This window comes from Sphingobacterium sp. MYb382 (assembly GCF_037572665.1).
Lineage (GTDB): Bacteria > Bacteroidota > Bacteroidia > Sphingobacteriales > Sphingobacteriaceae > Sphingobacterium.
This window is the reverse complement of record NZ_JBBGZT010000005.1, coordinates 109,752-132,017: the sequence shown is the minus strand read 5'-3', so window position 1 is coordinate 132,017 and position 22,266 is coordinate 109,752. Positions and strand designations below refer to the sequence as shown.

Annotated in this window: 21 protein-coding genes; 16 read left to right on the top strand and 5 right to left on the bottom strand. The window is 41.5% G+C overall.

Annotation, left to right across the window (positions count from 1 at the left end):
- Positions 1-175 precede the first annotated feature (175 nt).
- Positions 176-1,858: a GMC family oxidoreductase gene (locus WH223_RS00585; protein WP_340045576.1), complete on the top strand. Its 1,683-nt coding sequence runs from the start codon at positions 176-178 to the stop codon at positions 1,856-1,858.
- A 12-nt stretch (positions 1,859-1,870) separates the two neighbouring features.
- Positions 1,871-2,440 (top strand): gluconate 2-dehydrogenase subunit 3 family protein, encoded by a 570-nt coding sequence (locus tag WH223_RS00580; protein ID WP_340045575.1) that lies wholly within the window; start codon positions 1,871-1,873, stop codon positions 2,438-2,440.
- On the opposite strand, the gene WH223_RS00575 is transcribed toward WH223_RS00580, so the two are convergent.
- Positions 2,437-2,559 (bottom strand): hypothetical protein, encoded by a 123-nt coding sequence (locus WH223_RS00575; RefSeq protein ID WP_340045574.1) that lies wholly within the window; start codon positions 2,557-2,559, stop codon positions 2,437-2,439. The two genes, WH223_RS00580 and WH223_RS00575, sit on opposite strands and share 4 nt — an antisense overlap.
- A 155-nt stretch (positions 2,560-2,714) precedes the next feature.
- Between WH223_RS00575 and WH223_RS00570 the strand changes: the two genes are divergently transcribed.
- The 8 genes from WH223_RS00570 to WH223_RS00535 all read left to right on the top strand — a co-directional run bounded on the left by WH223_RS00570 (position 2,715) and on the right by WH223_RS00535 (position 8,244).
- On the top strand, positions 2,715-3,257 hold the full coding sequence (locus tag WH223_RS00570; protein ID WP_340045573.1) for a Crp/Fnr family transcriptional regulator: 543 nt from the start codon (positions 2,715-2,717) through the stop codon (positions 3,255-3,257).
- A gap of 75 nt (positions 3,258-3,332) precedes the next feature.
- Complete coding sequence (locus WH223_RS00565) at positions 3,333-3,869, top strand: YceI family protein (RefSeq protein WP_340045572.1); 537 nt, start codon at positions 3,333-3,335, stop codon at positions 3,867-3,869.
- Between the two features lie 11 nt (positions 3,870-3,880).
- Positions 3,881-4,099: a tautomerase family protein gene (locus tag WH223_RS00560; protein WP_340045571.1), complete on the top strand. Its 219-nt coding sequence runs from the start codon at positions 3,881-3,883 to the stop codon at positions 4,097-4,099.
- A gap of 10 nt (positions 4,100-4,109) precedes the next feature.
- Positions 4,110-4,847 (top strand): SDR family NAD(P)-dependent oxidoreductase, encoded by a 738-nt coding sequence (locus WH223_RS00555; RefSeq protein WP_340045570.1) that lies wholly within the window; start codon positions 4,110-4,112, stop codon positions 4,845-4,847.
- 67 nt (positions 4,848-4,914) lie between these two features.
- A complete protein-coding gene (locus WH223_RS00550; RefSeq protein ID WP_340045569.1) occupies positions 4,915-5,286 on the top strand; it encodes a nuclear transport factor 2 family protein in 372 nt (123 codons plus the stop codon).
- 12 nt (positions 5,287-5,298) lie between these two features.
- On the top strand, positions 5,299-6,372 hold the full coding sequence (locus tag WH223_RS00545; RefSeq protein ID WP_340045568.1) for an NAD(P)H-dependent flavin oxidoreductase: 1,074 nt from the start codon (positions 5,299-5,301) through the stop codon (positions 6,370-6,372).
- 117 nt (positions 6,373-6,489) lie between these two features.
- A complete protein-coding gene (locus WH223_RS00540; protein ID WP_340045567.1) occupies positions 6,490-7,779 on the top strand; it encodes a PQQ-binding-like beta-propeller repeat protein in 1,290 nt (429 codons plus the stop codon).
- A 24-nt stretch (positions 7,780-7,803) separates the two neighbouring features.
- Entirely contained in the window at positions 7,804-8,244 is a 441-nt protein-coding gene (locus WH223_RS00535; RefSeq protein ID WP_340045566.1) for a hypothetical protein, read from the top strand.
- 150 nt (positions 8,245-8,394) lie between these two features.
- Here the strand turns inward: WH223_RS00535 and WH223_RS00530 are convergent, their stop codons facing one another.
- Positions 8,395-8,847 carry a thioredoxin family protein gene (locus WH223_RS00530; RefSeq protein WP_340045565.1) on the bottom strand — a complete coding sequence of 151 codons (453 nt, stop codon included), beginning with the start codon at positions 8,845-8,847 and terminating at the stop codon, positions 8,395-8,397.
- 155 nt (positions 8,848-9,002) lie between these two features.
- The gene (locus WH223_RS00525) at positions 9,003-10,772 is read right to left on the bottom strand and encodes an RCC1 domain-containing protein (RefSeq protein WP_340045564.1); all 1,770 of its coding nucleotides are present in this window, start codon (positions 10,770-10,772) and stop codon (positions 9,003-9,005) included.
- Positions 10,773-11,046: 274 nt separating this feature from the next.
- On the opposite strand from WH223_RS00525, the gene gap reads away from it, so the two are divergent.
- Complete coding sequence (gene gap, locus WH223_RS00520; RefSeq protein WP_340045563.1) at positions 11,047-12,045, top strand: type I glyceraldehyde-3-phosphate dehydrogenase; 999 nt, start codon at positions 11,047-11,049, stop codon at positions 12,043-12,045.
- A gap of 3 nt (positions 12,046-12,048) precedes the next feature.
- Here gap and WH223_RS00515 read toward each other — a convergent pair whose 3' ends face one another.
- Complete coding sequence (locus tag WH223_RS00515) at positions 12,049-13,047, bottom strand: GlxA family transcriptional regulator (protein WP_340045562.1); 999 nt, start codon at positions 13,045-13,047, stop codon at positions 12,049-12,051.
- A 323-nt stretch (positions 13,048-13,370) separates the two neighbouring features.
- On the opposite strand from WH223_RS00515, the gene nagA reads away from it, so the two are divergent.
- From nagA to WH223_RS00490, 5 genes are read left to right on the top strand one after another with little or no spacing between them, the layout of a single operon-like run.
- Complete coding sequence (nagA, locus tag WH223_RS00510; RefSeq protein ID WP_340045561.1) at positions 13,371-14,570, top strand: N-acetylglucosamine-6-phosphate deacetylase; 1,200 nt, start codon at positions 13,371-13,373, stop codon at positions 14,568-14,570.
- Positions 14,567-15,628 carry a LacI family DNA-binding transcriptional regulator gene (locus WH223_RS00505; RefSeq protein WP_340045560.1) on the top strand — a complete coding sequence of 354 codons (1,062 nt, stop codon included), beginning with the start codon at positions 14,567-14,569 and terminating at the stop codon, positions 15,626-15,628. The genes nagA and WH223_RS00505 overlap by 4 nt, the downstream gene beginning before the upstream one ends.
- Positions 15,629-15,664: 36 nt before the next feature.
- Positions 15,665-17,215 (top strand): beta-N-acetylhexosaminidase, encoded by a 1,551-nt coding sequence (locus WH223_RS00500; RefSeq protein ID WP_340045559.1) that lies wholly within the window; start codon positions 15,665-15,667, stop codon positions 17,213-17,215.
- A 13-nt stretch (positions 17,216-17,228) separates the two neighbouring features.
- Positions 17,229-19,784, top strand: coding sequence for a family 20 glycosylhydrolase (locus tag WH223_RS00495; protein WP_340045558.1), 2,556 nt, complete (start codon positions 17,229-17,231; stop codon positions 19,782-19,784).
- A gap of 4 nt (positions 19,785-19,788) precedes the next feature.
- A complete protein-coding gene (locus WH223_RS00490) occupies positions 19,789-21,120 on the top strand; it encodes a sugar MFS transporter (RefSeq protein WP_340045557.1) in 1,332 nt (443 codons plus the stop codon).
- Here the strand turns inward: WH223_RS00490 and WH223_RS00485 are convergent.
- Positions 21,117-22,160 (bottom strand): LacI family DNA-binding transcriptional regulator, encoded by a 1,044-nt coding sequence (locus tag WH223_RS00485; protein ID WP_340045556.1) that lies wholly within the window; start codon positions 22,158-22,160, stop codon positions 21,117-21,119. The genes WH223_RS00490 and WH223_RS00485 overlap by 4 nt on opposite strands.
- Positions 22,161-22,266 lie beyond the last annotated feature (106 nt).

The window sequence follows — 22,266 nt, the reverse complement described above, 5'->3', positions numbered from 1 at the left end:
ATATGCAAAATTGCTTAATATTGCCTTGTTGTTTTTTTGATGTGTTCCATTTTATGTGATAAGCAATGTGCTTTAGGTAAGTAGATTGTACTTTGTTTTTGCATGATGGGCTTAAGTAGGATGCTAGCATCTGTAAACATTTTAGTACTAATTTTTAAATAAAGAGAGATAAGAAATGAGTAAGGAGAACGTCTATGATGCCATCGTCATCGGTTCGGGTATTAGTGGGGGCTGGGCGGCCAAAGAGCTTTCTGAAAAGGGCTTGAAAACGCTAATGCTGGAGCGTGGTCGTAACGTTGTGCATATTAAAGATTATGTGAATGCCAATAAAAATCCGTGGGATTTTGAGCATAGGGGAGAGCGTACGCAGGAGATGATTAAGAATCACCCGGTATTAAAACGAGATTATGTGTTGAACGGGGCTAATGAGAGCTTCTGGGTTAACGAACAGGAAAGTCCCTATGTAGAGGTGAAGCGATTTGATTGGTTTAGGGGCTATCAAGTGGGGGGACGCTCTTTGATATGGGGTCGTCAAAGCTATCGACTGAGTGATCTAGACTTTGAAGCAAATGTTAAAGATGGCTTTGGCGTTGACTGGCCTATTCGTTATGCTGATTTAGCACCATGGTATAGCTATGTAGAGCGTTTTGCTGGAATCAGTGGAAATAGAGATGGTTTGGATATCCTTCCGGATGGGGAGTTTATGCCTCCGATGGATATGAATGTCGTCGAAAAGGACGTCGCTGCGCGTATTAAGGCGCAGTATGGTAGTAAGCGCCATTTTATTATCGGAAGAACGGCCAATATAACGGTGCCACATAATGGGCGTGTAAATTGTCAGTACCAGAATAAATGTTGGTTGGGATGTAATTTTGGGGCTTATTTTAGCACACAATCGGCGACACTACCAGCGGCTATGAAAACAGGGAATTTGACTGTTCGTCCTTGGTCTATTGTTACGCGTATCCTCTATGATAAGGATACACAAAAGGCTACCGGTGTAGAAATTATAGATGCCGAGAACAACCAAACGTACCAGTACTTTGCTAAAGTAATTTTTCTAAATGCTTCCGCCCTTAATTCGGCTTGGGTATTGATGAATTCAGCAACAGATGTATGGGATAACGGATTGGGAAGTAGTAGTGGTGAATTGGGACATAATGTGATGGATCATCACCTTGGTGTCGGTGCTGGAGGACGTATCGAAGGTTTTGAGGATAAGTATTATTATGGGCGTAGGGCAAATGGGGTTTATGTACCGCGTTTCCAAAATGTGGTGGATGATAAACGCGATTATGTGCGTGGATTTGGCTATCAAGGTGGTGCTAGCCGTGAAGGATGGTGGCGCAACATTGCAGAAATGCAGATTGGTGGCGATTTGAAAGAAGCGCTTAGCGAGCCTGGTAGCTGGACGATAGGCTTAGGTGGCTTTGGTGAAATCCTCCCGTACCATGAGAATCGTATCTTTTTAGATAAAGATAAAAAAGATAAATGGGGTCTTCCTGTTTTAGCGATGGATGCTGAGATAAGAGAGAATGAAATTAGAATGCGTAAGGATATGGTGGAGGAAGCTAAAGCTATGTTAGAAGCGGCAGGTGTTAAAGATGTGTATACCTATAATAATACCTACGGATTTGGACAGGGGATTCATGAAATGGGGACTGCTCGAATGGGTCGGGATCCGAAGTCTTCCGTTTTAAATGGCAACAATCAAGTGTGGGATGCTAAGAATGTGTTTGTAACGGATGGTGCTGCCATGACATCTTCAGCTTGTGTAAACCCATCATTGACCTACATGGCTATGACTGCACGTGCGGTAGATTATGCCGTAAGTGAACTAAAGAAAGGAAATATCTAAATACCAATAAAAATGGATAGAAGAGAAGCTTTAAGAAGGATGTCCTTATTATTTGGAGGTACAATAATAGGTAGTCAGCTATTTTTGGAGGGATGCTCACGAGCGGCATCTCCACAGGTGGTTCAATTGTTTACCGCAGAAAATATTGATTTCCTAGGAAATATAGCAGAAACAATTTTGCCTAAAACCGCTACGCCAGGTGCTAAAGAGGCAGGCGTAGGGAGTGTAATACCTGTCATCGTGCGCGATTGTTATGCGGAAGATACGCAACAGATTTTCTTGGCCGGATTGCTATCTATAGATGCACTAGCGAAGGAAAAACATGGAATTGACTTTCAGACTTTGAAACAAGGAGACCGTACGGAACTGTTGCGGGCTATTGATCAAGAACGTGCAGCATATGATAAAACTAAAACTGCAGAAATGCCTGTACATTACTTTACGCTGTTGCGCCAACTGACGATGTTAGGCTTTTTTAGCTCTGAACTTGGGGCTACCGAGTCACTAAGGTATGTGGCTATACCGGGTAAGTATGATGGCGATTTGCCTTATAAAAAGGGCGATAGAGCATGGGCTACTTAAATATAGCGATAGCTTAAGCAGTAGGTATAGCGTTCAGTTATTGCTAATAACTGAACGCTTGCTTTATGAAGGCCTATTTTATCATCTCCATAATCATAAACTAATGCTAGTAACTTCATTTTAATAGAAATGAGCTGTAGCAGGAGGTAGAATGTGCCTAGATATTTTATATTTGTTAGGCTATGGGGATAGCGACAGGTATTAAAGCATCGAAATAGGGTATATTTTAACAAGAAACACTGGGATGGATCCAAAAGAAATTCTTCAACGGCATATGGCCAACATGATCGACTTGTCGTCGGATGCATTTGAACATGTCTTTTCGCATTTCGAGCTTCAAACCTACAAAAAGGGACAGGTTATTATTCAGGAAGGTGATGTGGTAGATCATGAATATTTCGTGGTTGAAGGATGCCTAAAAGCATTTTACCTGAATGACGATCTGAAAATGTTTATTCTGCAATTTGCAATGCCAAATTGGTGGACATCGGATTTTGATGCCCTTTACAGCCATAACAAAGCCAGTATACATGTGGACTGCATTACCGATGCGGTGGTCTTACGTTTGTCCAATGCAAATCGCGAGAAACTGTGCTCGGAGTTTCATGCCGTAGAGCATTTTTTCCGTTGGCGAACGAATAAGGGCTATGTAGCTTCACAAAAACGATTGCTGTCGTTCATGAATAATGACACCAAGCATCGTTACGAAGAGCTGCTGAGCATGTATCCTCAATTATATAATTTAGTGCCTAAAAACCTTATTGCTGCTTATCTGGGTGTTTCCCGCGAGACCCTGAGCAGACTACATAACGGCTAATTGAAATCGGTGATGTACATCACACCATCTTCTCCCGCATAGGTCGCAACTTTGTTCCATCAAAATATAAAAACGATGGACATACAAAATTTTAAAATAGACAGCACACAAAGTAACATCCGCTGGACAGGAAGAAAAATAACAGGAGAACATTACGGTAATATCGGTATTAAAGAAGGTCATATTCTATTTGAAAATGGTTTTCTGAAATCCGGAAAAGTTAGCGTTGATACCCGGTCTATTTCTATTTTGGACATTACGGATAAAGAGACTAATACACAGTTTGCAGGTCACTTAGCGTCAGATGATTTCTTTGGTTCGGAAGCATTTCCGGAGGCCATTTTCGAAATCATGACTGCCGAACCTGCTGGGTCTGGGCAGTACCACATCGACGGAAACCTGACCATAAAAGGTATTACGCATCCTATGGTTGCAACGCTGGAGGTTACTATTGCTGATGAACAGGTTAACCTGAAAACTCTGCTGGCTGTTGATCGTACGAAATACAATATGAAGTTCCGTTCTGGAAATTTCTTCGCCAATCTTGGCGATACCTTAATCTACAATCTTTTTGATTTAAACATTCAACTTCAGGCGACAGCCGAACACTAAATTCTAATCTTATGCCAGTCATTAAAATTGAACTTACGCGCGAAAATGTGTCGCGCGAGCAAAAAAGAGCACTTATCCAAGGGGTAACAGCTTTAGTTGGTGAAATATTAAACAAAGATCCGATGCTAACGCATGTGGTGATTCAGGAATTCGACACCGACAATTGGGGATACGATGGAGAGCAAGTATCCATTTTAAGAGAACAAGGAATATCATCAGACAAAAAATAGTCATACAACAATGAAACAACAAACAGTAATCGTAACAGGTGCCTCATCGGGCATCGGATTTGAAGTGGCACGTTATTTTTTAAATCAAGGTGCTAATGTGGTTATCAACTCTAAAACAGCTTCCAAATTGGAGGAAACTTTTCAACAATTGGGTGGTGGAGATAATTTAGCAATCGTGGCCGGTAGCGTCTCCGACAAGAAGGTTGGTGAGGCTTTGGTACAGACGGCACTGGAGAAATTTGGATCTATCGACGTGTTAGTCAACAATGCCGGTATTTTTGAAAATAAGCCTTTCCTAGAAGTTGATGAAGCCTATTTAGACCGCTTTTTAGATACCAATTTGAAAGGAACTTTCTTCACTAGCCAGGCTGCCCTTCCAGAAATGTTGAAGCAAAAGGATGGCGTCATCATCAATATCGGTACGCCACTTGTTTACCATGCCTTTGGTGGAGCTCCTTCTGCAGCGCCTATTGCGAGTAAAGGTGCTGTGCATGCTTTGACTTTACAGCTTGCTGCTGAGTTTGGTCGCGATAACATTCGTGTCAATACCATTGCTGCAGGGATTATACGTACGCCGATGCACGGTGATCAAGTCGACCAAGCGGCAGGTTTACACCTACTTAATCGGGTTGGGGAAGTGGAAGAAATTGCCAAAATGGTCTATGCCGTTGCACAAAACAAATTTGTAACCGGAGCCATCATTAATGTTGATGGTGGAATGGGGGCAGGACATCAGTTAAATGCTTAACTTTAAGATGATATCGGTATGGATGCTGGGCATAAATCTCAGTATCCATGCTCAAAATATGAATACGATGAAAGAACAAGAAACCCTTATTCGGGAACGTATAGAAAATTATTACTTTAAAGGAATCTATGAAGGTAATATAGGTTTGCTGGAAGATATCTTTCAGGAGGAAACGCTGTTGTTTGGTGATATCAACGGCGCACCCTACAAAAAGACCGTGAAGGAATACCTTGTAGGGGTACAAGGAAGAGTTAGTCCGAAAGATTCCGGAAAACCTTTTAAAGCAGAGATAATGTCTATAGCGGTTATTAACACGATTGCTACTGCAAAACTGCATGTGCAAATGTATGATGCGAACTATTATAATTTTATGAACCTGCATTTGATTAATGGTCATTGGGTGATTATTAGTAAAACATTGACCGATGTTCCTTTGTAAAAATTAAGCACTATGTGGAATACTACTGCAGCAACAAAAATCCTAGGAATTGACTATCCTATTTTACAAGGTCCATTCGGTGGCGGACTTTCTACGGTGGAGCTTACGACGGCTGTTTCCAAATGGGGAGGCCTAGGTGGTTTTGGCGCTTATACACTTACGCCTGCTGAAATATACCAGGTACACCAGCAAATTTGTAGTAACACGGATAAGCCGTATAATCTAAACCTGTGGGTATCGGATACCGATAGTATCGGGACGGTGGATGATGCTCTTTTTGAAGGAGTAAAGGAGGCTTATCGTCCATATTTCGAACAGCTTGGCTTGGAGATGCCACCGAAACCAAGCTTTAAAAGTCATTTTGAAAACCAGCTGCAAGCTGTTCTCGATATAAAGCCTAAAGTTTTCAGTTTTATGTTCGGGCTACTATCGGAGGCTATCGTTGAAGAATGTCATCGCAAAGGGATGGTTTTGATAGGCACGGCTACCTCCGTTGATGAAGCTGTGGCTTTGGAGCATGTGGGCGTTGATTTGATTGTAGCGTCTGGATTTGAAGCGGGGGGACATCGACCTTCGTTTTTGGAGAAAGCAGAGCATTCATTGGTAGGCACTTTTGCGTTGGTGCAGCTAATTCGCGAGAAGGTGAAAATACCCGTGATTGCTGCCGGTGGCATTGTTAACGGACGTAGCATGGCTTCTGCCTTAATTTTAGGGGCCGATGCGGTACAAATTGGTACGGCATTTTTAGCTTGTGATGAGTCGGGGGCAACACGTGTGCACCGCGATTTTCTTTTCTCCGCGTCAGCAAAATATACCGACTTAACACGTAGTTATACCGGACGATTGGGAAGAGGGGGACGTACTACAATTTCACAATATGGAATAAGAAATCCGGATAATACCTTGCCTTTTCCTTTGCAGTCGGCTTTTATGGCTGATTTACGAAAGGCTGCTTTAGCACAGCGTCGTGAAGACTTGGTTTTCTTCTGGTCTGGTCAAATTGCGCCACTTTTAAAATTTAGAGAAGCCAAGCTACTCATGAATTCTCTGATTGAAGAAACACAAGCTATTCTTCAAGGAGCCTAAAGGCGACTTGTAATGTGAACCGCTTTTTGATGATAAATTTTAATAGCTACAATTGATTTCGGAAAAAAAAACTAAATTTAGGTGATATTTCTCGAATATTAACCAATTGTAAGTCATATGCTTAAAAAGCAACTCGTAATTTTTATGCTGTTGATTGGCCTAAGTAACCTATCTCGGGGACAGTCGACTTCTATACCTAAACAAATAGACCCCTTGAAATGGAAGTTTAAGGCTTCAGGCAAATTGTATGCTTCTCCCGCATTATCCAAGAATCGCGCTTTTATCGGTAGTGAAGATGGTAATCTATACGCTATAGACTTGAAGTCTGGTAACAAAATATGGTCTTTTAAAACTGGTGGCGCTGTTAGTAGCACGCCAGCCTTGTCTGGCGATGTTGTTTATATCGGTAGTGCGGATGGTAATTATTATGCTGTGAATGCGTTGTCGGGTACGGAGCTTTGGCGCTTTGCGACGGGGGGACAGCAAAAGGTGAGCGGTACAGGTTTATGGGGTATGCAGCCGGCGGATGAATTTATGGAGGATCAGTATGATGTTTTTATCTCTTCACCAGCAGTTTATGGACACGATAATGACTTGACGATTTGTTTCGGTAGTAGCGATGGATTTTTATATGCCGTAGACAAGGATGGAAAGCTGAAATGGAAGTTTAAGACAAATGGCATTATTCGGTCTAGGCCTGTTTTCTACAACGATAAGGTTTACTTCGGTAGCTGGGATACCTATGTGTATGCTTTAGATGCAGCAAGTGGATCGCTAGTGTGGAAGTTTAAGACGAAGACGGATGAGCTGTATCAGGGAGGTTTGGAAGGTATACAGGCATCACCCCAGATTGCTAATGGAAACCTGTATATTGGTGCTCGTGATGGTTTTTTCTATGCCCTAGATGCGGAAAATGGAAAATTGCAATGGAAGTTTGACGCAGAAAATGCTTGGATTGTAGCAACGGCAGCCGTTCGTGATGGCATTGTGTATGTGACAACCTCGGACACCTATTTATTCATTGCTTTTGATGCGCTTACCGGTGAGAAATTATATGCTATTAAGACTAATGGATACAACTTTTCGCCCATTGCTCTACAAGGTAACTACGCTTTTTTTGGTGATTTTTCGGGTAAGCTATTTCAGATTGATTTGACAACAAAATCTATTGCAGCGCTATTCGAAACGGAGGGACGCAAGTCGTTTAAGAAGGTAATATTAGATGATAAGGAGGAGATTAATTTTGCCCATATCGCCGGCGATAGGCAGCATGAATTGTATAAAACCACCGTACATTTGATGGATGAATTGTATAAACTAGGTCCTTTTGTTGGTGGCCCTGTTATTCTAGATAATGTGCTTTATGTCGCAAGTACTGATGGGAATTTATATGCTTTGGGGTTGTAGTTAGTGAGTTGTTGTTAGCAAGGAATGATGAAAGTTAAAAAGAATAGATATTATAATTTTATATTATTACTTACGCCGCTTTTATATTGTTGTGCTAATGCTAGTAAGTCTTGTTCAGTCACTGACGATATGAAGTTGCTGCAAGAATATCAGCATTCTGAAATGGTTTTTAGACTTTATGTAGCGAATCATGGTGCCTTTGGTGAAACAGTAACGTTACGGGTTTGTAAGGAAAATAAAAATGAATTTGTTGAGGAAATAGAGCTTCGAGGCGATGATTATAGACCAAAAATAGACAGTGTCGTCGGACGTAATGTATACCTGCATTACTTGTATACAAGAGATAGTTCAGCAAAAAAAATAGAAGATATAGACTTTTCTAGTGTGGTTTTAGGTGAGGCTTTGTTAGATAAGAAGACTTTACGATATAATTATATTTTCAAGAACATTTCTCGTGATGAATAAGTTGGAAATAATCAATGAGAAAGGGGGAGATTAATTTTGCGTATCGTTGTTAATCTTTTGCAGCCAGGTTATTATAGCCTTAAATAATAAATGCGGAGCTCATCAAGCTCCGCATTTATTTTAACGACACACTTTCGTATAGGTTGTCTTTTATAGTTTGTTCAATAATTGAGAAGACGTATGATAGCCTACTATTGATTGTTTTATATTTCCTTTTTCATCCACAATCACCATAGTCGGATAGCCTGGTACTTTTAAAAATGACGTAAATTCGTGCTTTGCATTTCTTCCCTTTCTATTGGCGTCGTAATTAGGATTAGTGTACTGCTTATTCTTGAATGTGATCTTTTCATCTCCTTCGGCATTAAACTTTACTGCATAGTAGTTTTTTGAGATATAGGCTATAAACTTTTCGTCCGAAAAAGTTTTGGCATCTAACATTTTGCATGGTCCGCACCAATTCGTATACACATCCATAAATATGGGTTTACGTTCTTTGGCTTGCGCTGCCAGTGCCTCATTGAAGGACATCCATTTGATTTCTTGCGCTTGTGCTGCTATGCCCGCTAGAATAAAGGTGAATAAGAATACAACTTTTTTCATTTACTTTTCGCTTTAAAATTTCTTTTAAAGATAGTTGAATTGCACTTGAAAAGAAGTAATCGAATGAAATTAGTTTGCCGCGTCAACTTTGTAGTTACGTTCAGCATGTCGGAAAAGCTGTATAGCTATTCAAAAATACCTTCTTGCTATTTCTTTTATTCTGAAGTTAATTTTACGGGTTGAAAGCTAAAAAAGGAATTTTCAACGGTTCCTAGTCCAAGCTGTCCAGTTGCGTTCAAGCCTGCGCTGTATGGTATTCCATCCGATTTTACGATGAGCGAATGTCTTGAGCCTGCGGAGAAGCTTTTTACCTGTTGGAGTATTTGGGTAGGAGTGCTGATATCACTTTTACTACTAATTCCGAATTGACCAAAGATATTAGTTCCTGTAGCCCAAAGCGAACCATCCGTTTTTTTGAGTAACGAAAAATCATAACCAGCGCTAATGGAAGAAAAGCCTGAAGCGACCTGTTGAAAGGTGTTGTACTTATTATTACTATTTCCAAGACCTAGTTGCCCATAGTTGTTTTGTCCTGAGGCATATAGAAATCCGTCTTTTTTTATGATTATGCTATGTGCATTTCCTGCGGCAATAACTTGTACATCGTTACTAATAAACTGTAAACTATTTCTATCGTTAAAATCGCCTGTTCCTAGTTGTCCATAGAAATTAGAACCTGCCGTATATAATGCTCCATTTGTTTTTAGGACGAGCAAGAAATTATGGCCAGCAGCTATAGCGGATACCTGCGATGTGATTTGTTGTAAGCTATTATAATTTGAATTGTTCCCTAAGCCAAGTTGTCCAGAATTGTTAGTACCTGAACCATATAAAGAACCATCATTTTTTAAAACGAGCGAAAAGTCCGAGCCTGCGGCTATGGAACTAACATTGTCTGTGACATAAGTCGGTGTCAATTGATTGTTATTATTTCCTATAGCGAGTTGCCCATAATAATTAGCTCCTGTTGCGTATACCTTACCATCTGTTTTTAGGATAAAAGCGAAACTTCCTCCTATAGCCACTGATTTTACCTGTGTGGTAACGAGCTGGGGAATGCTTACATCGTTGTTCTGGTTAATCCCGAGTTGACCTAGATTATTTAATCCTGTGGCATATAAATCCCCTTCAGGACTAAGGAAAAAAGAATTAAAATAACCTGCGAAAACTTGCCAGCTAAGCTTTGGTAGGCTGTATTGCACGCCTCCATATTTGATGGTAATAAAGCCATTACCATCAATAATTTCAAAACCACTAATGCCTGATGGTCCCTGAGGCCCTTGTGGCCCGCTTGATCCTGGGGCTCCCTGTTCACCTGTAGCTGGTATTTTAGCACCATTTTTATCGGTAATATATACCCAAGTATTGCCGTTGTCGTAACTCGCCATCCAATAGTTATCGCTGCCAATTTGCAATTTAGGGGTAACCCCATCTTTACCATTAGTGCCATCTGTTCCATTTTTGCCCGTTACAGGAAGTTTAGCCCCATTAATTATGATGAAATCACCGCCAAGGGTCCAGTAGTAGGTAAGGTCATTATCTTGTTTTACACCTAGCATGGGCGCATTAATCCCATCTTTACCGTCTTTCCCATTGGTGCCGTTCGTTCCATTTTGACCATCCTTTCCATTGGATATATTAAGGACAGTGCCATCGCTCAGGATTAATTTATAGCCTGTAGGCGTCGTTTCATATGATTTTACGCTGATGTTTCCCTGTAGTGCTGTGGTAATTTGTTTAAGGGTTAGGATGTCTGTGTTTATCGTCTTTACAGCCTTTTCTAGCGCCTCTAGTCGTTTTGCATGATTGTCAATTTGCTCCTGCTGCTCTTGTTGCGTTCTGAGCAGTTGGTCAAAATCGGTGCGTTTGCAGGCTGCAAAAAAGAGTAAAAAAATGAATAACGAGAGTTTATAGCGAATGCGCATAATCAATAAACTAAAGATGAATCCTTGTAAACAATAATATAAAACAACACGAAGTTAGTGGCTACAGGCATGTATTGACAATACCCAAAAGTAGGTAGCTACGCTTGTTTATAAATATCGTGGACTTTAAAAATGGATTTAGAAACCTTAGGACAGCTTATGGTAGATAGCTGAAATTATCCCATTATTTTTTTTGTCTTAAATTGAATGAATATTGTCATTTGAGCCATCTTTTATTGTAACTAACTTCGTTTATACACTAACAATAAGCAAAATGATAAAAGTAGCAATAAATGGATTTGGCAGAATCGGAAGGATGGCGCTTCGCGAATTGTATAATCAAGAAGAGGTAAAGATTGTTGCCATTAATGACCTTAGTAGTCCAGAAATGCTGGCCTATTTACTAAAATACGACTCTATTCAAGGTGTTTTCTCGGCAGATGTTAAAAGTAATGATAGCGCTTTGTTGGTCAATGATACCGAGATTAAAGTCTATGCAGCACGTAATCCTGCGGATCTTCCTTGGGCTGAGCTCGCTGTCGATGTGGTTCTTGAATGTACAGGTATCTTCGAATCGAAAGAAAAGGCGAGCCTTCATATACAGGCAGGCGCTAAGAAAGTAATTATATCGGCACCTTCCGACAAAGATGTGAAGACGATTGTTTACAACGTAAATCATGATACGCTGCATAAAGAAGATGTGTTGATTAGCGCTGCGTCCTGTACCACAAACTGTTTAGCGCCTATGGCCAAAGTTTTAAATGATCATTTCGGCATTGTTTCCGGGCAGATGAGTACGATACATGCTTATACAAATTCACAACCATTGATGGATTCACCGGATCAGAAAAATGGTTTTCGTAAATCTAGAGCTGCGGCTGATAGTATTATTCCTTATTCTACAGGGGCGGCCAAAGCGATAGGCTTAGTGATTCCAGAGCTGAACGGCAAATTAGACGGTTCTTCACAAAGGGTACCTGTCCATGCGGGCTCCGTTGTAGAGCTGTATACCTTACTTACGAAAGCAACTACAGCACAAGAAATCAATGAAGTGATGAAGGCTAATGCAAACGAATCTTACGGATATACAGAAGATGAGTTGGTGTCGCGCGATATTATAGGTAGTCATTATGGATCGATTTTCGATGCTACACAAACGAAGGTGGTAGGCTTAGGCGATAAGCAGCTGGTTAAAACAGTGGCTTGGTATGATAATGAATTGTCCTTTGTTTCGCAAATGGTTCGAACCTTGTTGTTCTTCGCGAAGGTATAAGGATTAACCAAAGTTTTTTCTATAAATTCCAGGTGTGGTTTGCAGGTGACGATTAAAAAGTCGCCGCAAACCATCTGCATTGCCTAGCCCACATTCTCTAGCGATTTCATCTAAACTGATATGCGCTTCTGCTAAACGCCTTCTTGCCGCTTCCACACGTGCTTTCTCCACGAATTTGGCCGGTGTAATACCTGTTTCCCGTAAGAATACGCGCGAAAAGTTACGGCTACTCATGGCTACTTTCGCTGCCAATGTTTCTACAGATAAATCTTTATTTAGATTTTCATGTATCCAGCTGATGGTATCTGTTACGGGGGTATAATCTGTTTTTTGTGTTTGCAGGATGTTACTAAACTGCGACTGTGTACCTGGACGCTTTAAGTAAAGCACTAAAATGCGTGATATTTCTATAGCGATATCTTTTCCTAAATCTTCTTCGACCAAAGCCAGAGACAGATCAATTCCTGTAGATATACCAGCAGAGGTATAGATATTTCCTTGTTTTATATAAATAGGATCCTTCTCTACGTGTATGTTTGGATACTGCTCAGCGAGTTGATCCGATAGTTGCCAATGTGTTGTCGCTCTTTTCCCATCCAGTAAACTCGTATCCGCTAAAATAAACGCCCCTGCACAAATGGAGCCTATCCGTGTGTTGGGAAATGTTTTATGGCATTTCCGTAACCATTGCAGTACTTCGGTTGGCGCACCATCGCTATAGCTACCGCGCCCAGCAATCAAGACCGTGTCGACGGGATAATTGATGGATTCGAAACTTCCTTCACAGATAACAGGCATACCTGAATTGGTTGGCAGCGTCAAGTTGCCATTCATTGAAATAAGATGTGTCGTGTAGTAGCGTGTTGCGCCATCGGATAGGCGTACGAGGTAATCTGCCGTTTTGGAAAACACTTCTAATGGGCCTGCTACATCCAAGATGGAGGTATCGGGCGGAACAAGAATCACGATATGTTTGCTGTTGTCGCTATTCAATACATGCATGTATAAAGATAGTAAATATCTAAATGCTCTGGATGTTTCAGGCCTTAAGTCCTAGCGCTTTTTAGGTTTGTCGGTATTCTTTATTGCAATTATTTTTTTGAGTGCCGTTTTAAAAAAAAGATAAACAGATAGTCTGCCCTTATGGCTTTGAAAGCGTCGATTTTCGTTTTTTATTTCAATAAAATTTCATTCCCTATAGCGTCATTTTAGGTCGGCAATCCGGCTTTTTAGCGGTCGGTAATAAGCTATCTATTTGGAGGTTAAAAACATTTTATTTATCATTGTGTACGTTAACAATTTAAATAAACCCTAATTATACAACCATGAGTAAAATTTTACTACAGAATGGTATCCTTATTTTTGCTGACTTTGTGCTGGAGAATGGCTATGCCTATATTGTGGATGGTAAACTCGTAAACGTAGGTCAGGGAAGTCTAGAAGTCGGGCCTGACGTTACCCGTTTTGATGTTGGCGGAAAGTATATTTCTCCTGGATTTATTGATATGCACGTGCATGGTGGTGGCGGTTACGACTTTATGGATGGAACCGTAGAAGCCTTCTTGGGCGTGGCGGAAGTTCATGTTCGTTATGGTACTACGGCGATGTGCCCCACAACGCTTACCGCCGAGGCATCGCACATTTATACCGTTCTGGATGCTTATGCTGCAGCGTTGCCACAAAATACAAAAGGATCCGCATGGCTTGGCCTACATTTAGAAGGACCTTATTTATCCTTGGGCCAATGTGGAGCTCAAGATCCTAAATATATTCGTAATCCTGATGAAATAGAGTATCGAGATATCATTGCCTATTCCCCACATATCGTGCGATGGAGTGCTGCCCCAGAATTACAAGGAGCACTTGATTTTGCAGACTATCTTCAGTCAAAAGGTATAATCGCCTCGTTAGCGCATACGGATGCTTTGTTTGAAGAGATTGTCCTTGCCTATGATCATGGCTTTCGTTTAGCTACGCACTTCTATTCCGCTATGTCGGGCATCATCCGTAAAAATGCAAAGCGCTATGCCGGTGTAATTGAGGCTGGCTATTACCTCGATGGTATGGATGTCGAAATTATCGCCGATGGTATTCATGTGCCATCATCATTGATGAAGCTCATCTATAAAATTAAAGGTGCTGAACATATTGCCTTAGTGACCGATGCTATGCGTGGAGCGGCTATGCCTGAAGGACCTAGTGTGTTGGGTAGGCTGAATGACGGCTTGCCCGTGATCATTGAAGAAGGAGTTGCTAAGTTACCCGATAGGTCCGCTTTTGCGGGAAGTGTGGCCACGGCCAATCAGCTTATCAAAAATTATATAAAAGCAGCTGATGTCCCCTTGGTTGCTGCCGTGCGGATGATGACCGAAACACCTGCTCGTATTCTTGGTGTGCAAGATCGAAAAGGAAGCTTAGAAAAGGGTAAAGATGCTGATATCGTAATTTTTGATGCCGAATTAGAAGTATATATGACCATCGTGGAAGGAAGTATTAAATATGAACGTTTAACCGAAAATAGATGATGAAAGAAGAGCAACCTTTAGTAGGGGTTAAAGAATTAGCGAGGTTAGCCGGGGTGTCGATTGGCACTATTGACCGGGTGCTGCATGACCGTCCCGGTGTTGCGGCAAAGACTAAAGCAAAGGTGCTTGCCGTATTGGCGGAGCATGACTATAAGCCTAATATGATTGCCAGGGCACTGTCTAGCCGTAAAACGAAACAAATAGTGGTCCTCATACCGAAAGATTCTCCAGAATCGGCCTATTGGCAATCGCCCCTGCAAGGGGTGGAAAAAGCATCAGCAGAAATACAACCTTATAGCTTTCAAATAGACCTTCGTTTGTTCGATCAAAATGAACGTTTATCCTTTATCGAGCAGGTAGAAGCACTTATGGAACAAGAATTTGATGGGCTGGTCCTTGCGCCCATGTTTCGCGTAGAGTCACATCCTCTTTTTACCTATTGTGATACCCATGCAATTCCTTACGTATTTCTAAACTCGGATATACCGAATGTAAATAATAAAGCTTATTTCGGACCCGATCTTTTTCAGAGTGGATGCATGGCAGCACAGCTAATAAAATATTTGGTGCAGCCAAGCGATGAAATATTACTCGTTCATATTTCTAAAGAAATGGAGATGCAACATCACTTGCTGCGTAAAGAAGAAGGTGTTTTACAGTATATGGAGTCAAAAGGTATGCGCCAGCAATTACATAAGCTGTTGATTCGAGATACTGACTATGCTACAATAGAAAGCAGTTTGCAAACGGCACTTTCAAATACCGCTATACGGTTGATTTTGGTGACGAACTCGCGGGTATCTTCTGTGGCTCGTTTTCTTGAAGCACATAACCATTCCGATATACGTCTTTTGGGCTTCGACTATTTGCCCGATAATATTGCCTACCTAGAAAAAGAGGTTATTGACTTCTTGTTCTGCCATAAACCTATTGCACAAGGCTATCAAGCAGTGATGTCCTTGTTTCATCTCTTGGAGAATAACCATATCCCGGAGAAGATAAATTATATGCCTATCGACGTAATTAGTAAGGAGAATTATCCCTATTACGAGAATTAATAAACCACGTACCTACCTGTGCGTAAAATAAAAATTATGATGATGAAAAAGTATGTATTAATTACCGTTCTACTTGTATTTGGTTGTATGCTTTCCTTGCGGGCGCAGCAGGCTCCAGATTTTGCTGTCCGCGGATTTCATTTAGACCTACGGGTGCAAGTTATGAAGATGCCAGCCTTGAAAAAGTTTGCTAAGCAGTTGCATGATGGAGGGATGAACACGCTGATTATGGAGTGGGAAGCTACTTATCCATTTGAAAATCATCCCTTGATTCCAAATCAGTTTGCTTACACCCGCGAAGAAGTGAAGGAGTTTGTCGATTACTGCGAGAAATTAGGGATTGATGTTATTCCGCTGCAGCAGAGCTTCGGCCATGTAGAGTATATCTTACGCCATTACCGTTATAAGAATTTGCGAGAGGACCAGAAAGATTATTCACAGATCAACCCTTTGCGCGAAGAAGAGGCAAAAGCACTTTTCAAAGATTTGTATACAGATATGATCAGTACGCATCATTCTGATTACGTGCATATCGGGGGTGATGAAACTTACCTGCTAGGACACTCCAAAGAGTCGCAAGCAAAGGTGGCAGCCGTAGGTAAAGGACGTTTGTACGGTGATTATATCAAGCTTTTATGTCAGTTGGTGGTTGATTTGGGGAAGAAACCTGTGCTATGGGCAGATATCGCGATGAAATATCCGGACGCTTTGGAAGGTATTCCTAAGGAAACGGTTTTCATAGACTGGAATTATGGTTGGGATGTGAATATGTTCGGTAAGCATAGTAACCTGCTGAATGCGGGCTATGAAATTTGGGGAGCACCATCGCTACGCAGTCATCCTGATAATTACTTTTTGACACAGTGGGAGAAGCATTTTAAGAATATACACGATTTTATTCCACAAGCACGTGATTTTGGTTATAAAGGAATGATCATGACTTCATGGTCTACCTCAGGACTATATGGAAGTACCTGGGAAAGCCCAAAAGACTTGGTGGATCTATATCCGATACGTAGGGTATACCCGTTGTCGGGTTTCAATATTTTAATAGCGGCTTACGTTGAGGCTTTGCGTTCAACAAAAGGCTTAGACATTCAGGCCTTCATTTCAAATTATGCTAAGCGTCAATATGGCTTCAACGCTAAGGAGACGGTAAAATTTTGGGATGCGCTAAAAGCGAATCCTTATGAAATAAATCAAGGGCTGGTTAGTGCTAATGCAACGGGCGTTACGGTTACACAGATGAAGGATAGTGCCGATTGGGTATTACGCCAATTTAAAGAATTGACACCTAAAAAGAATAAGGAAGAGTATGCACACTATATTCTGATGTCTCAGATTCGCCTGCGTTATTTGAAATATATGGAGGTAGAGATGCGCTTGAATGCGCCAGATTTTAGTGCGACGGAGTTGCCGAAAATGAAGCAGGTAATTAAAGAGCTTCTAGCAGAAAATTTAGATGAAACCTTTAAAAAGCTGAATACAGCATGGATGTATGACGCGGAAATAGCGCAGGAGAATGAGTTGCGGAATAGTAAGATTGTATTGTTAGATGCGCGTATAAATAGATTAGGTAAACAATAAATAGGTAAACATTATGAATATAAGATTATTAAGTGTCCTATGTTGTTTTGTGTTGCTATGCACGCAAGTGGGCGCACAATCGAAGAAAATACATCCTTTGCAGGTGAGTTGGCAACCTTTGTTGAATAACTATGCAGGCAAGGAGCATGCTTTATCCACGCTGACGTTAACGAACACGAGCGATACCGATTTCCTATGGGAAGGATGGAAGCTGTACTTTAACTTCATCCGGTTGGCTGAGCCTGTAGATGATAAGCAGCCTTTGGATGTTCATCATATCAATGGCGATTACTTTTATTTTACGCCTAATGCGAAAGGCAAGACGCTAAAGCCTGGAGAACAGGTTACTTATACGATGATTTCAAAATCATGGGTTGTCAATTTTAATGATGCTCCGCAAGGGTTTTACTTAGATTGGGGAGGCGACAAGCAGGAGGCATTGGGCGCGGTGACGATTTTGACGCCACCAGACGATAAGGCTTTTTATAGAGTGGGTGGCGATGCCGAGATGGATGCTGAAAAAATATATGCTAAAAACTTGCGCTATCAGGTTGATGGTCCGTTGGCTAAAGGCCAGATTTTGCCTACACCGGTCTCGACTAAATTAGGTAAAGGAGTTTACGCCTTGAAAAATAAAGTGGCTATCCATTATGATGGTGAATTTTTGAAAGAAGGGGAGTTGCTTAAAGCCGAATTGGAGCAATTGTTTCGTATATCAAGCCGTCTGGAACCAAAGACAAGAGGAGGAGCCGGTATTGAGCTGATTTACGATAATACAGTAGCAGCAGAAGCTTATACGCTAAATGTTTCAAAAAAAGGGATAGTGCTTCGTGCTGGAACTCCATCAGGGATGTTTTATGCCATACAATCCTTAAAGCTGTTGGTAAATCCGGCACAATATGATGCGCAGCAGCAAGCAGTCGTTACGCTACCTTTCGTGGATATCAAAGATGAACCACGCTTTGGTAGCCGCAGTCTTATGTTGGATGTGGCGCGTAATTTTCAGACCAAAGAGCAGATTTTGAAAATACTCGATGTGATGGCGCTTTATAAGCTCAATACTTTACATTTCCATCTGAATGATGATGAAGGATGGCGTTTGGAAGTTCCTTCGTTTCCTGAGCTTACAGCGGTGGGCGCTCGTCGAGGACACTGGACTGCAGATGGCAATGCCGATTGGCTACCACCATCCTATGGTTCAGGGCCATCTTTGGATAATTCAAGAGCAAGCGGCTTTTACAGTCAGGCGGATTTTATTGAAATTTTGAAGTATGCACAAAGCAGGCATATCCAGGTGATTCCAGAAGTGGAGACACCAGGGCATGCGCGTGCCGCAATACAGGCTATGAATAGCCGTTACCGTAAATTTATGGCCGCAGGCGATTCTATAGCGGCGCATAAATATTTGTTACAGTCTCCTGGCGATAGCTCCGAGTTTAGGTCGGTACAAAAATGGAATGATAACGTGATGGATGTGTCGTTGCCATCAGTATATACTTTCTTGGAGCAGCTGACGGATGATATCGTTGGTCTTTACCAGCAAGCTGGTGTGGAGCTGAAGACTATTCATTTTGGAGGCGATGAAGTGCCTAATGGCGTTTGGGAAGGATCTCCAGCTTTTGCCAAATTTAAGGCTGCCGATGCAACGATTAATGATCCTTTTGACTTGTGGACGCGTCATTTCGATATTTTATACAAGATGTTGCAAAAACGAGGGCTAGATCTTTCGGGCTGGGAGGAAGTCGGTATGGAGAAGGTATTGGAAGATGGCCGTAAGAAATGGGTGCCTTATGCGGGTTTTCAAGATCGTAATATCTATTTAAACGTCTGGAACAACCTAGGAGGCAACGAGGACCTTGCCTACCGATTGGCTAATGCAGGATATAAAGTGAAGCTTTCCTTTGTGAGCAATTTCTATATGGATATGGCTTATTACAAGGCTTTTCGGGAGCAGGGTTTTTATTGGGGAGGATTCATCGACATGGAGCGTCCTTATAGCTTCGTGCCTTTTGATTACCTACATACTCAGAAGCAAGATTGGCTAGGGCGTCCCTTACCGGAGCGTGTGTTGGCTGGAGCTGAAAAACTTACAGAAAAAGGAAAAAAGAATATTGTAGGGTTGCAAGCTTCCTTATGGTCGGAGACTATTAAGTCTGAAAAAGAAATGGAACGCATGCTTTTCCCACGACTATTGGCGTTCAGTGAGCGTGCATGGGCCGCAGCAGGTGCTTGGGAGCAAGATGGAGAAGGTCAAGACGGCGCATATCAGGCTGCCCTTAAAAACTTTTTTCATCTCGTTGGAGCGCAGGAGTTACGACGTTTACCTTTTATTCATGGCGGTATTGCGTATAGAATCCCTACGCCCGGGCTAAAGCAGGTTGATGGGCAGGTATTTGCAAATATGGAATTGCCAGGCTTTGATATTCGCTATACGGAAGATGGGTCAGCACCTAATCAAAATAGTAAACGTTATGCTGGTCCTGTTGCTTACCTGCCAGGGTTAGTTTTTAAAGCATTTAATAAGCAAGGTGATTCAAGTTTGCCGATATCATTAGCTATAAAACAATAGAACGATGAAAAGTAACGCTACATCCGTCTCGGTGTCAAGTCTGTCCAAGCGGCAGCAAGTACTGTCTTTAGGTATTATCGTATCCTTGTTTTTCGTTTTCGGCTTTGTTACTTGGATAAATGCCATCCTGATACCTTATTTTAAGGGAGCTTTTGAACTTAACCATTTTGATTCCTACTTAGTTGCCTTTGCTTTTTACATCGCCTATTTGGTGATGGCTATCCCTTCGGGCTATTTATTACGCTCGGTCGGCTTTAAGAAGGGGATTATGATTGGCTTCTTCATTATGGCTTTAGGAGCAGCCTTTTTTATTCCTGCCGGAATTATGCAAAGCTATCCTTTATTTCTATTGGGCTTGTTTACACTCGGGATAGGGCTTGCTGTTTTGCAGACGGCGGCCAATCCTTACGTCACGATACTCGGAGATAAGGAGCGTGCGGCGCAGCGCTTTAGTATTATGGGGATTAGCAATAAGTTGGCAGGCATTTTAGCACCTCTTTTATTTGCGGCTATTGTTTTACGCCCCGAAGATCAGTCTACGTTAGATAGTTTGGCGCAACTGACACCCTTAGAGAAGGAGTTAGCCATAGAAGGCTTGTTGCGTCGGGTGGTGCTACCCTATGCGGTAGTGTCTGGTATTTTGCTGCTGCTAGGCTTATTGGTTAAGTTTTCTCCTTTGCCAGAGATTCATACCGAAGGAGAGCATGACAAAGGTGCCGAAAGCGCCATTGATACGGAAGGGAAAACAAGTATTCTTCATTTTCCACATTTGGTATTAGGGAGTATTGCTATTTTCTTTCATGTCGGTTCGCAAGTTATTGCGGTCGATAGCATCATCGGGTATGCACAACATACAGGTTTATCTTTTTCGGAAGCGAAGTCATTCCCGTCTTATACGCTGACGGCTACTATTGTCGGTTATCTGCTGGGTATTGTTATGGTGCCGCGCTTTTTAAGCCAGCTCACCGCATTGAGAGTTTGTACTATTCTTGGCTTTTTGCTGTCTATGGCTATCCTTCTTTTTTCGGGGGAGCATACTTTATTTGGCTACCAAACGGATATTTCCGTATGGTTTCTGGTCTTACTAGGTTTTGCAAATTCCATGATTTGGGCCGGTGTGTGGCCCTTGGCGATGTCTGGATTGGGAAGGTTCCTTAAGATAGGAGCCTCCTTGCTGGTGATGGCTTTATGTGGAAATGCCATAATGCCAATGCTATATGGTTATTTTGCCGATACAATGGGTATTAAAGATGCCTATTTGGTGCTGTTGCCTTGTTATGCTTACTTAATTTACTACAGCTTTCATGGTTTCAATGTGAAAAGATGGCGTCGTTAATGTTTTTTACTATCGGAAGATGCCCGAACGATAAGTTTGGTTTTAAGGATAATCTCCTGATAGTCCAATACCTGCATGTCTTTGTCCTCAATCTGTTGGATGAGTATTTTAGCCGCTATTAGCCCCATGTCGTACGCACTATCATCGATTGTAGAGATTTGAGGCTCTATGATCGTAGCAATAGGGTAATTACTGAAACCCACAATAGCCACTTGTTCCGGAATAGCAAACCCGCTGTTTCGGAACACTTTTAAAGCTGCTGCGGCCGTATAATCATTGGCACATACAATGCCGTCAGGGGTGTTCTGCTGCTGTAGCAGTATTTCTGCCTGTGCTTTTCCTTCCTCGTAGCTGAGATTTTCTGTTTCTCTAATAAGGTTTTCGTGTACTGGAAGGTTGTGGTCTACCAATGCGGCTTTGAAGCCGGCTAACCTAGCCTTGAAAATAGAAACATTTTGGTTTCCAGAGATATGAGCTAGTGTTTTGCAACCTTCTTGTATCAAATGGCTACATGCGTTGTAGGATGCTTCAAAGTCATTGATAATAACCTTATTTGCCTTTAGGTTTTCATTCGCTCTATCATAAACGACTAAGGGAATATTCGCTTTGTCTAATTTGCTGAGGTGGTCATAACGTTTTGTTTCCAAGGTCGGACAAATGATAATACCTGCAGCTAGGGATGTTTCCAGCATGTGTACGATTTCTTTTTCCTTAGTATAGGAATCTTGCGATTGAAAGATGGTAATTTGATAGCCCTGTTTGTAGGCATATTCTTCAATACCACTAATCACCTTAGAGTGGAAATCAATATCAATACGTGGACAAATTACACCGATAGATTTTGTTTTCTTACTCCTAAAACTGGAGGCAATAGGGTCCAATGCAAAGCCCATTTCTTTTACTTTGTCATTGACAATTTTCTTGGTGTTTTCACTGATGCCAGGATGATTCGAGAGTACCCGAGATATCGTTGCGGTAGAAAGATTTAACGCTTTAGCGATATCTTTAATAGTAATACGTGCTCCTTCCTGTTTTTTCATAATACATTACTGCTTTATATTTTCGAAGTTACCCCAAATTTTCTTGAAATCAAATAGTGTTTTTATTGTGTTTTATGCAAATGATTGCATTGTTAAAATGCTGTTT

Coding starts and splice junctions, on each gene's coding strand:
- WH223_RS00495 (WP_340045558.1), top strand. CDS start 17,229: ATGAATATAAGATTATTAAGTGTCCTATGTTGTTTTGTGTTGCTATGC.
- WH223_RS00560 (WP_340045571.1), top strand. CDS start 3,881: ATGCCAGTCATTAAAATTGAACTTACGCGCGAAAATGTGTCGCGCGAG.
- WH223_RS00575 (WP_340045574.1), bottom strand. CDS start 2,559: ATGAAGTTACTAGCATTAGTTTATGATTATGGAGATGATAAAATAGGC.
- WH223_RS00585 (WP_340045576.1), top strand. CDS start 176: ATGAGTAAGGAGAACGTCTATGATGCCATCGTCATCGGTTCGGGTATT.
- WH223_RS00485 (WP_340045556.1), bottom strand. CDS start 22,160: ATGAAAAAACAGGAAGGAGCACGTATTACTATTAAAGATATCGCTAAA.
- WH223_RS00535 (WP_340045566.1), top strand. CDS start 7,804: ATGATGAAAGTTAAAAAGAATAGATATTATAATTTTATATTATTACTT.
- WH223_RS00540 (WP_340045567.1), top strand. CDS start 6,490: ATGCTTAAAAAGCAACTCGTAATTTTTATGCTGTTGATTGGCCTAAGT.
- WH223_RS00490 (WP_340045557.1), top strand. CDS start 19,789: ATGAAAAGTAACGCTACATCCGTCTCGGTGTCAAGTCTGTCCAAGCGG.
- WH223_RS00530 (WP_340045565.1), bottom strand. CDS start 8,847: ATGAAAAAAGTTGTATTCTTATTCACCTTTATTCTAGCGGGCATAGCA.
- WH223_RS00515 (WP_340045562.1), bottom strand. CDS start 13,047: ATGCATGTATTGAATAGCGACAACAGCAAACATATCGTGATTCTTGTT.
- WH223_RS00555 (WP_340045570.1), top strand. CDS start 4,110: ATGAAACAACAAACAGTAATCGTAACAGGTGCCTCATCGGGCATCGGA.
- WH223_RS00570 (WP_340045573.1), top strand. CDS start 2,715: ATGGCCAACATGATCGACTTGTCGTCGGATGCATTTGAACATGTCTTT.
- nagA (WP_340045561.1), top strand. CDS start 13,371: ATGAGTAAAATTTTACTACAGAATGGTATCCTTATTTTTGCTGACTTT.
- WH223_RS00550 (WP_340045569.1), top strand. CDS start 4,915: ATGAAAGAACAAGAAACCCTTATTCGGGAACGTATAGAAAATTATTAC.
- gap (WP_340045563.1), top strand. CDS start 11,047: ATGATAAAAGTAGCAATAAATGGATTTGGCAGAATCGGAAGGATGGCG.
- WH223_RS00500 (WP_340045559.1), top strand. CDS start 15,665: ATGATGATGAAAAAGTATGTATTAATTACCGTTCTACTTGTATTTGGT.
- WH223_RS00580 (WP_340045575.1), top strand. CDS start 1,871: ATGGATAGAAGAGAAGCTTTAAGAAGGATGTCCTTATTATTTGGAGGT.
- WH223_RS00545 (WP_340045568.1), top strand. CDS start 5,299: ATGTGGAATACTACTGCAGCAACAAAAATCCTAGGAATTGACTATCCT.
- WH223_RS00505 (WP_340045560.1), top strand. CDS start 14,567: ATGATGAAAGAAGAGCAACCTTTAGTAGGGGTTAAAGAATTAGCGAGG.
- WH223_RS00525 (WP_340045564.1), bottom strand. CDS start 10,772: ATGCGCATTCGCTATAAACTCTCGTTATTCATTTTTTTACTCTTTTTT.
- WH223_RS00565 (WP_340045572.1), top strand. CDS start 3,333: ATGGACATACAAAATTTTAAAATAGACAGCACACAAAGTAACATCCGC.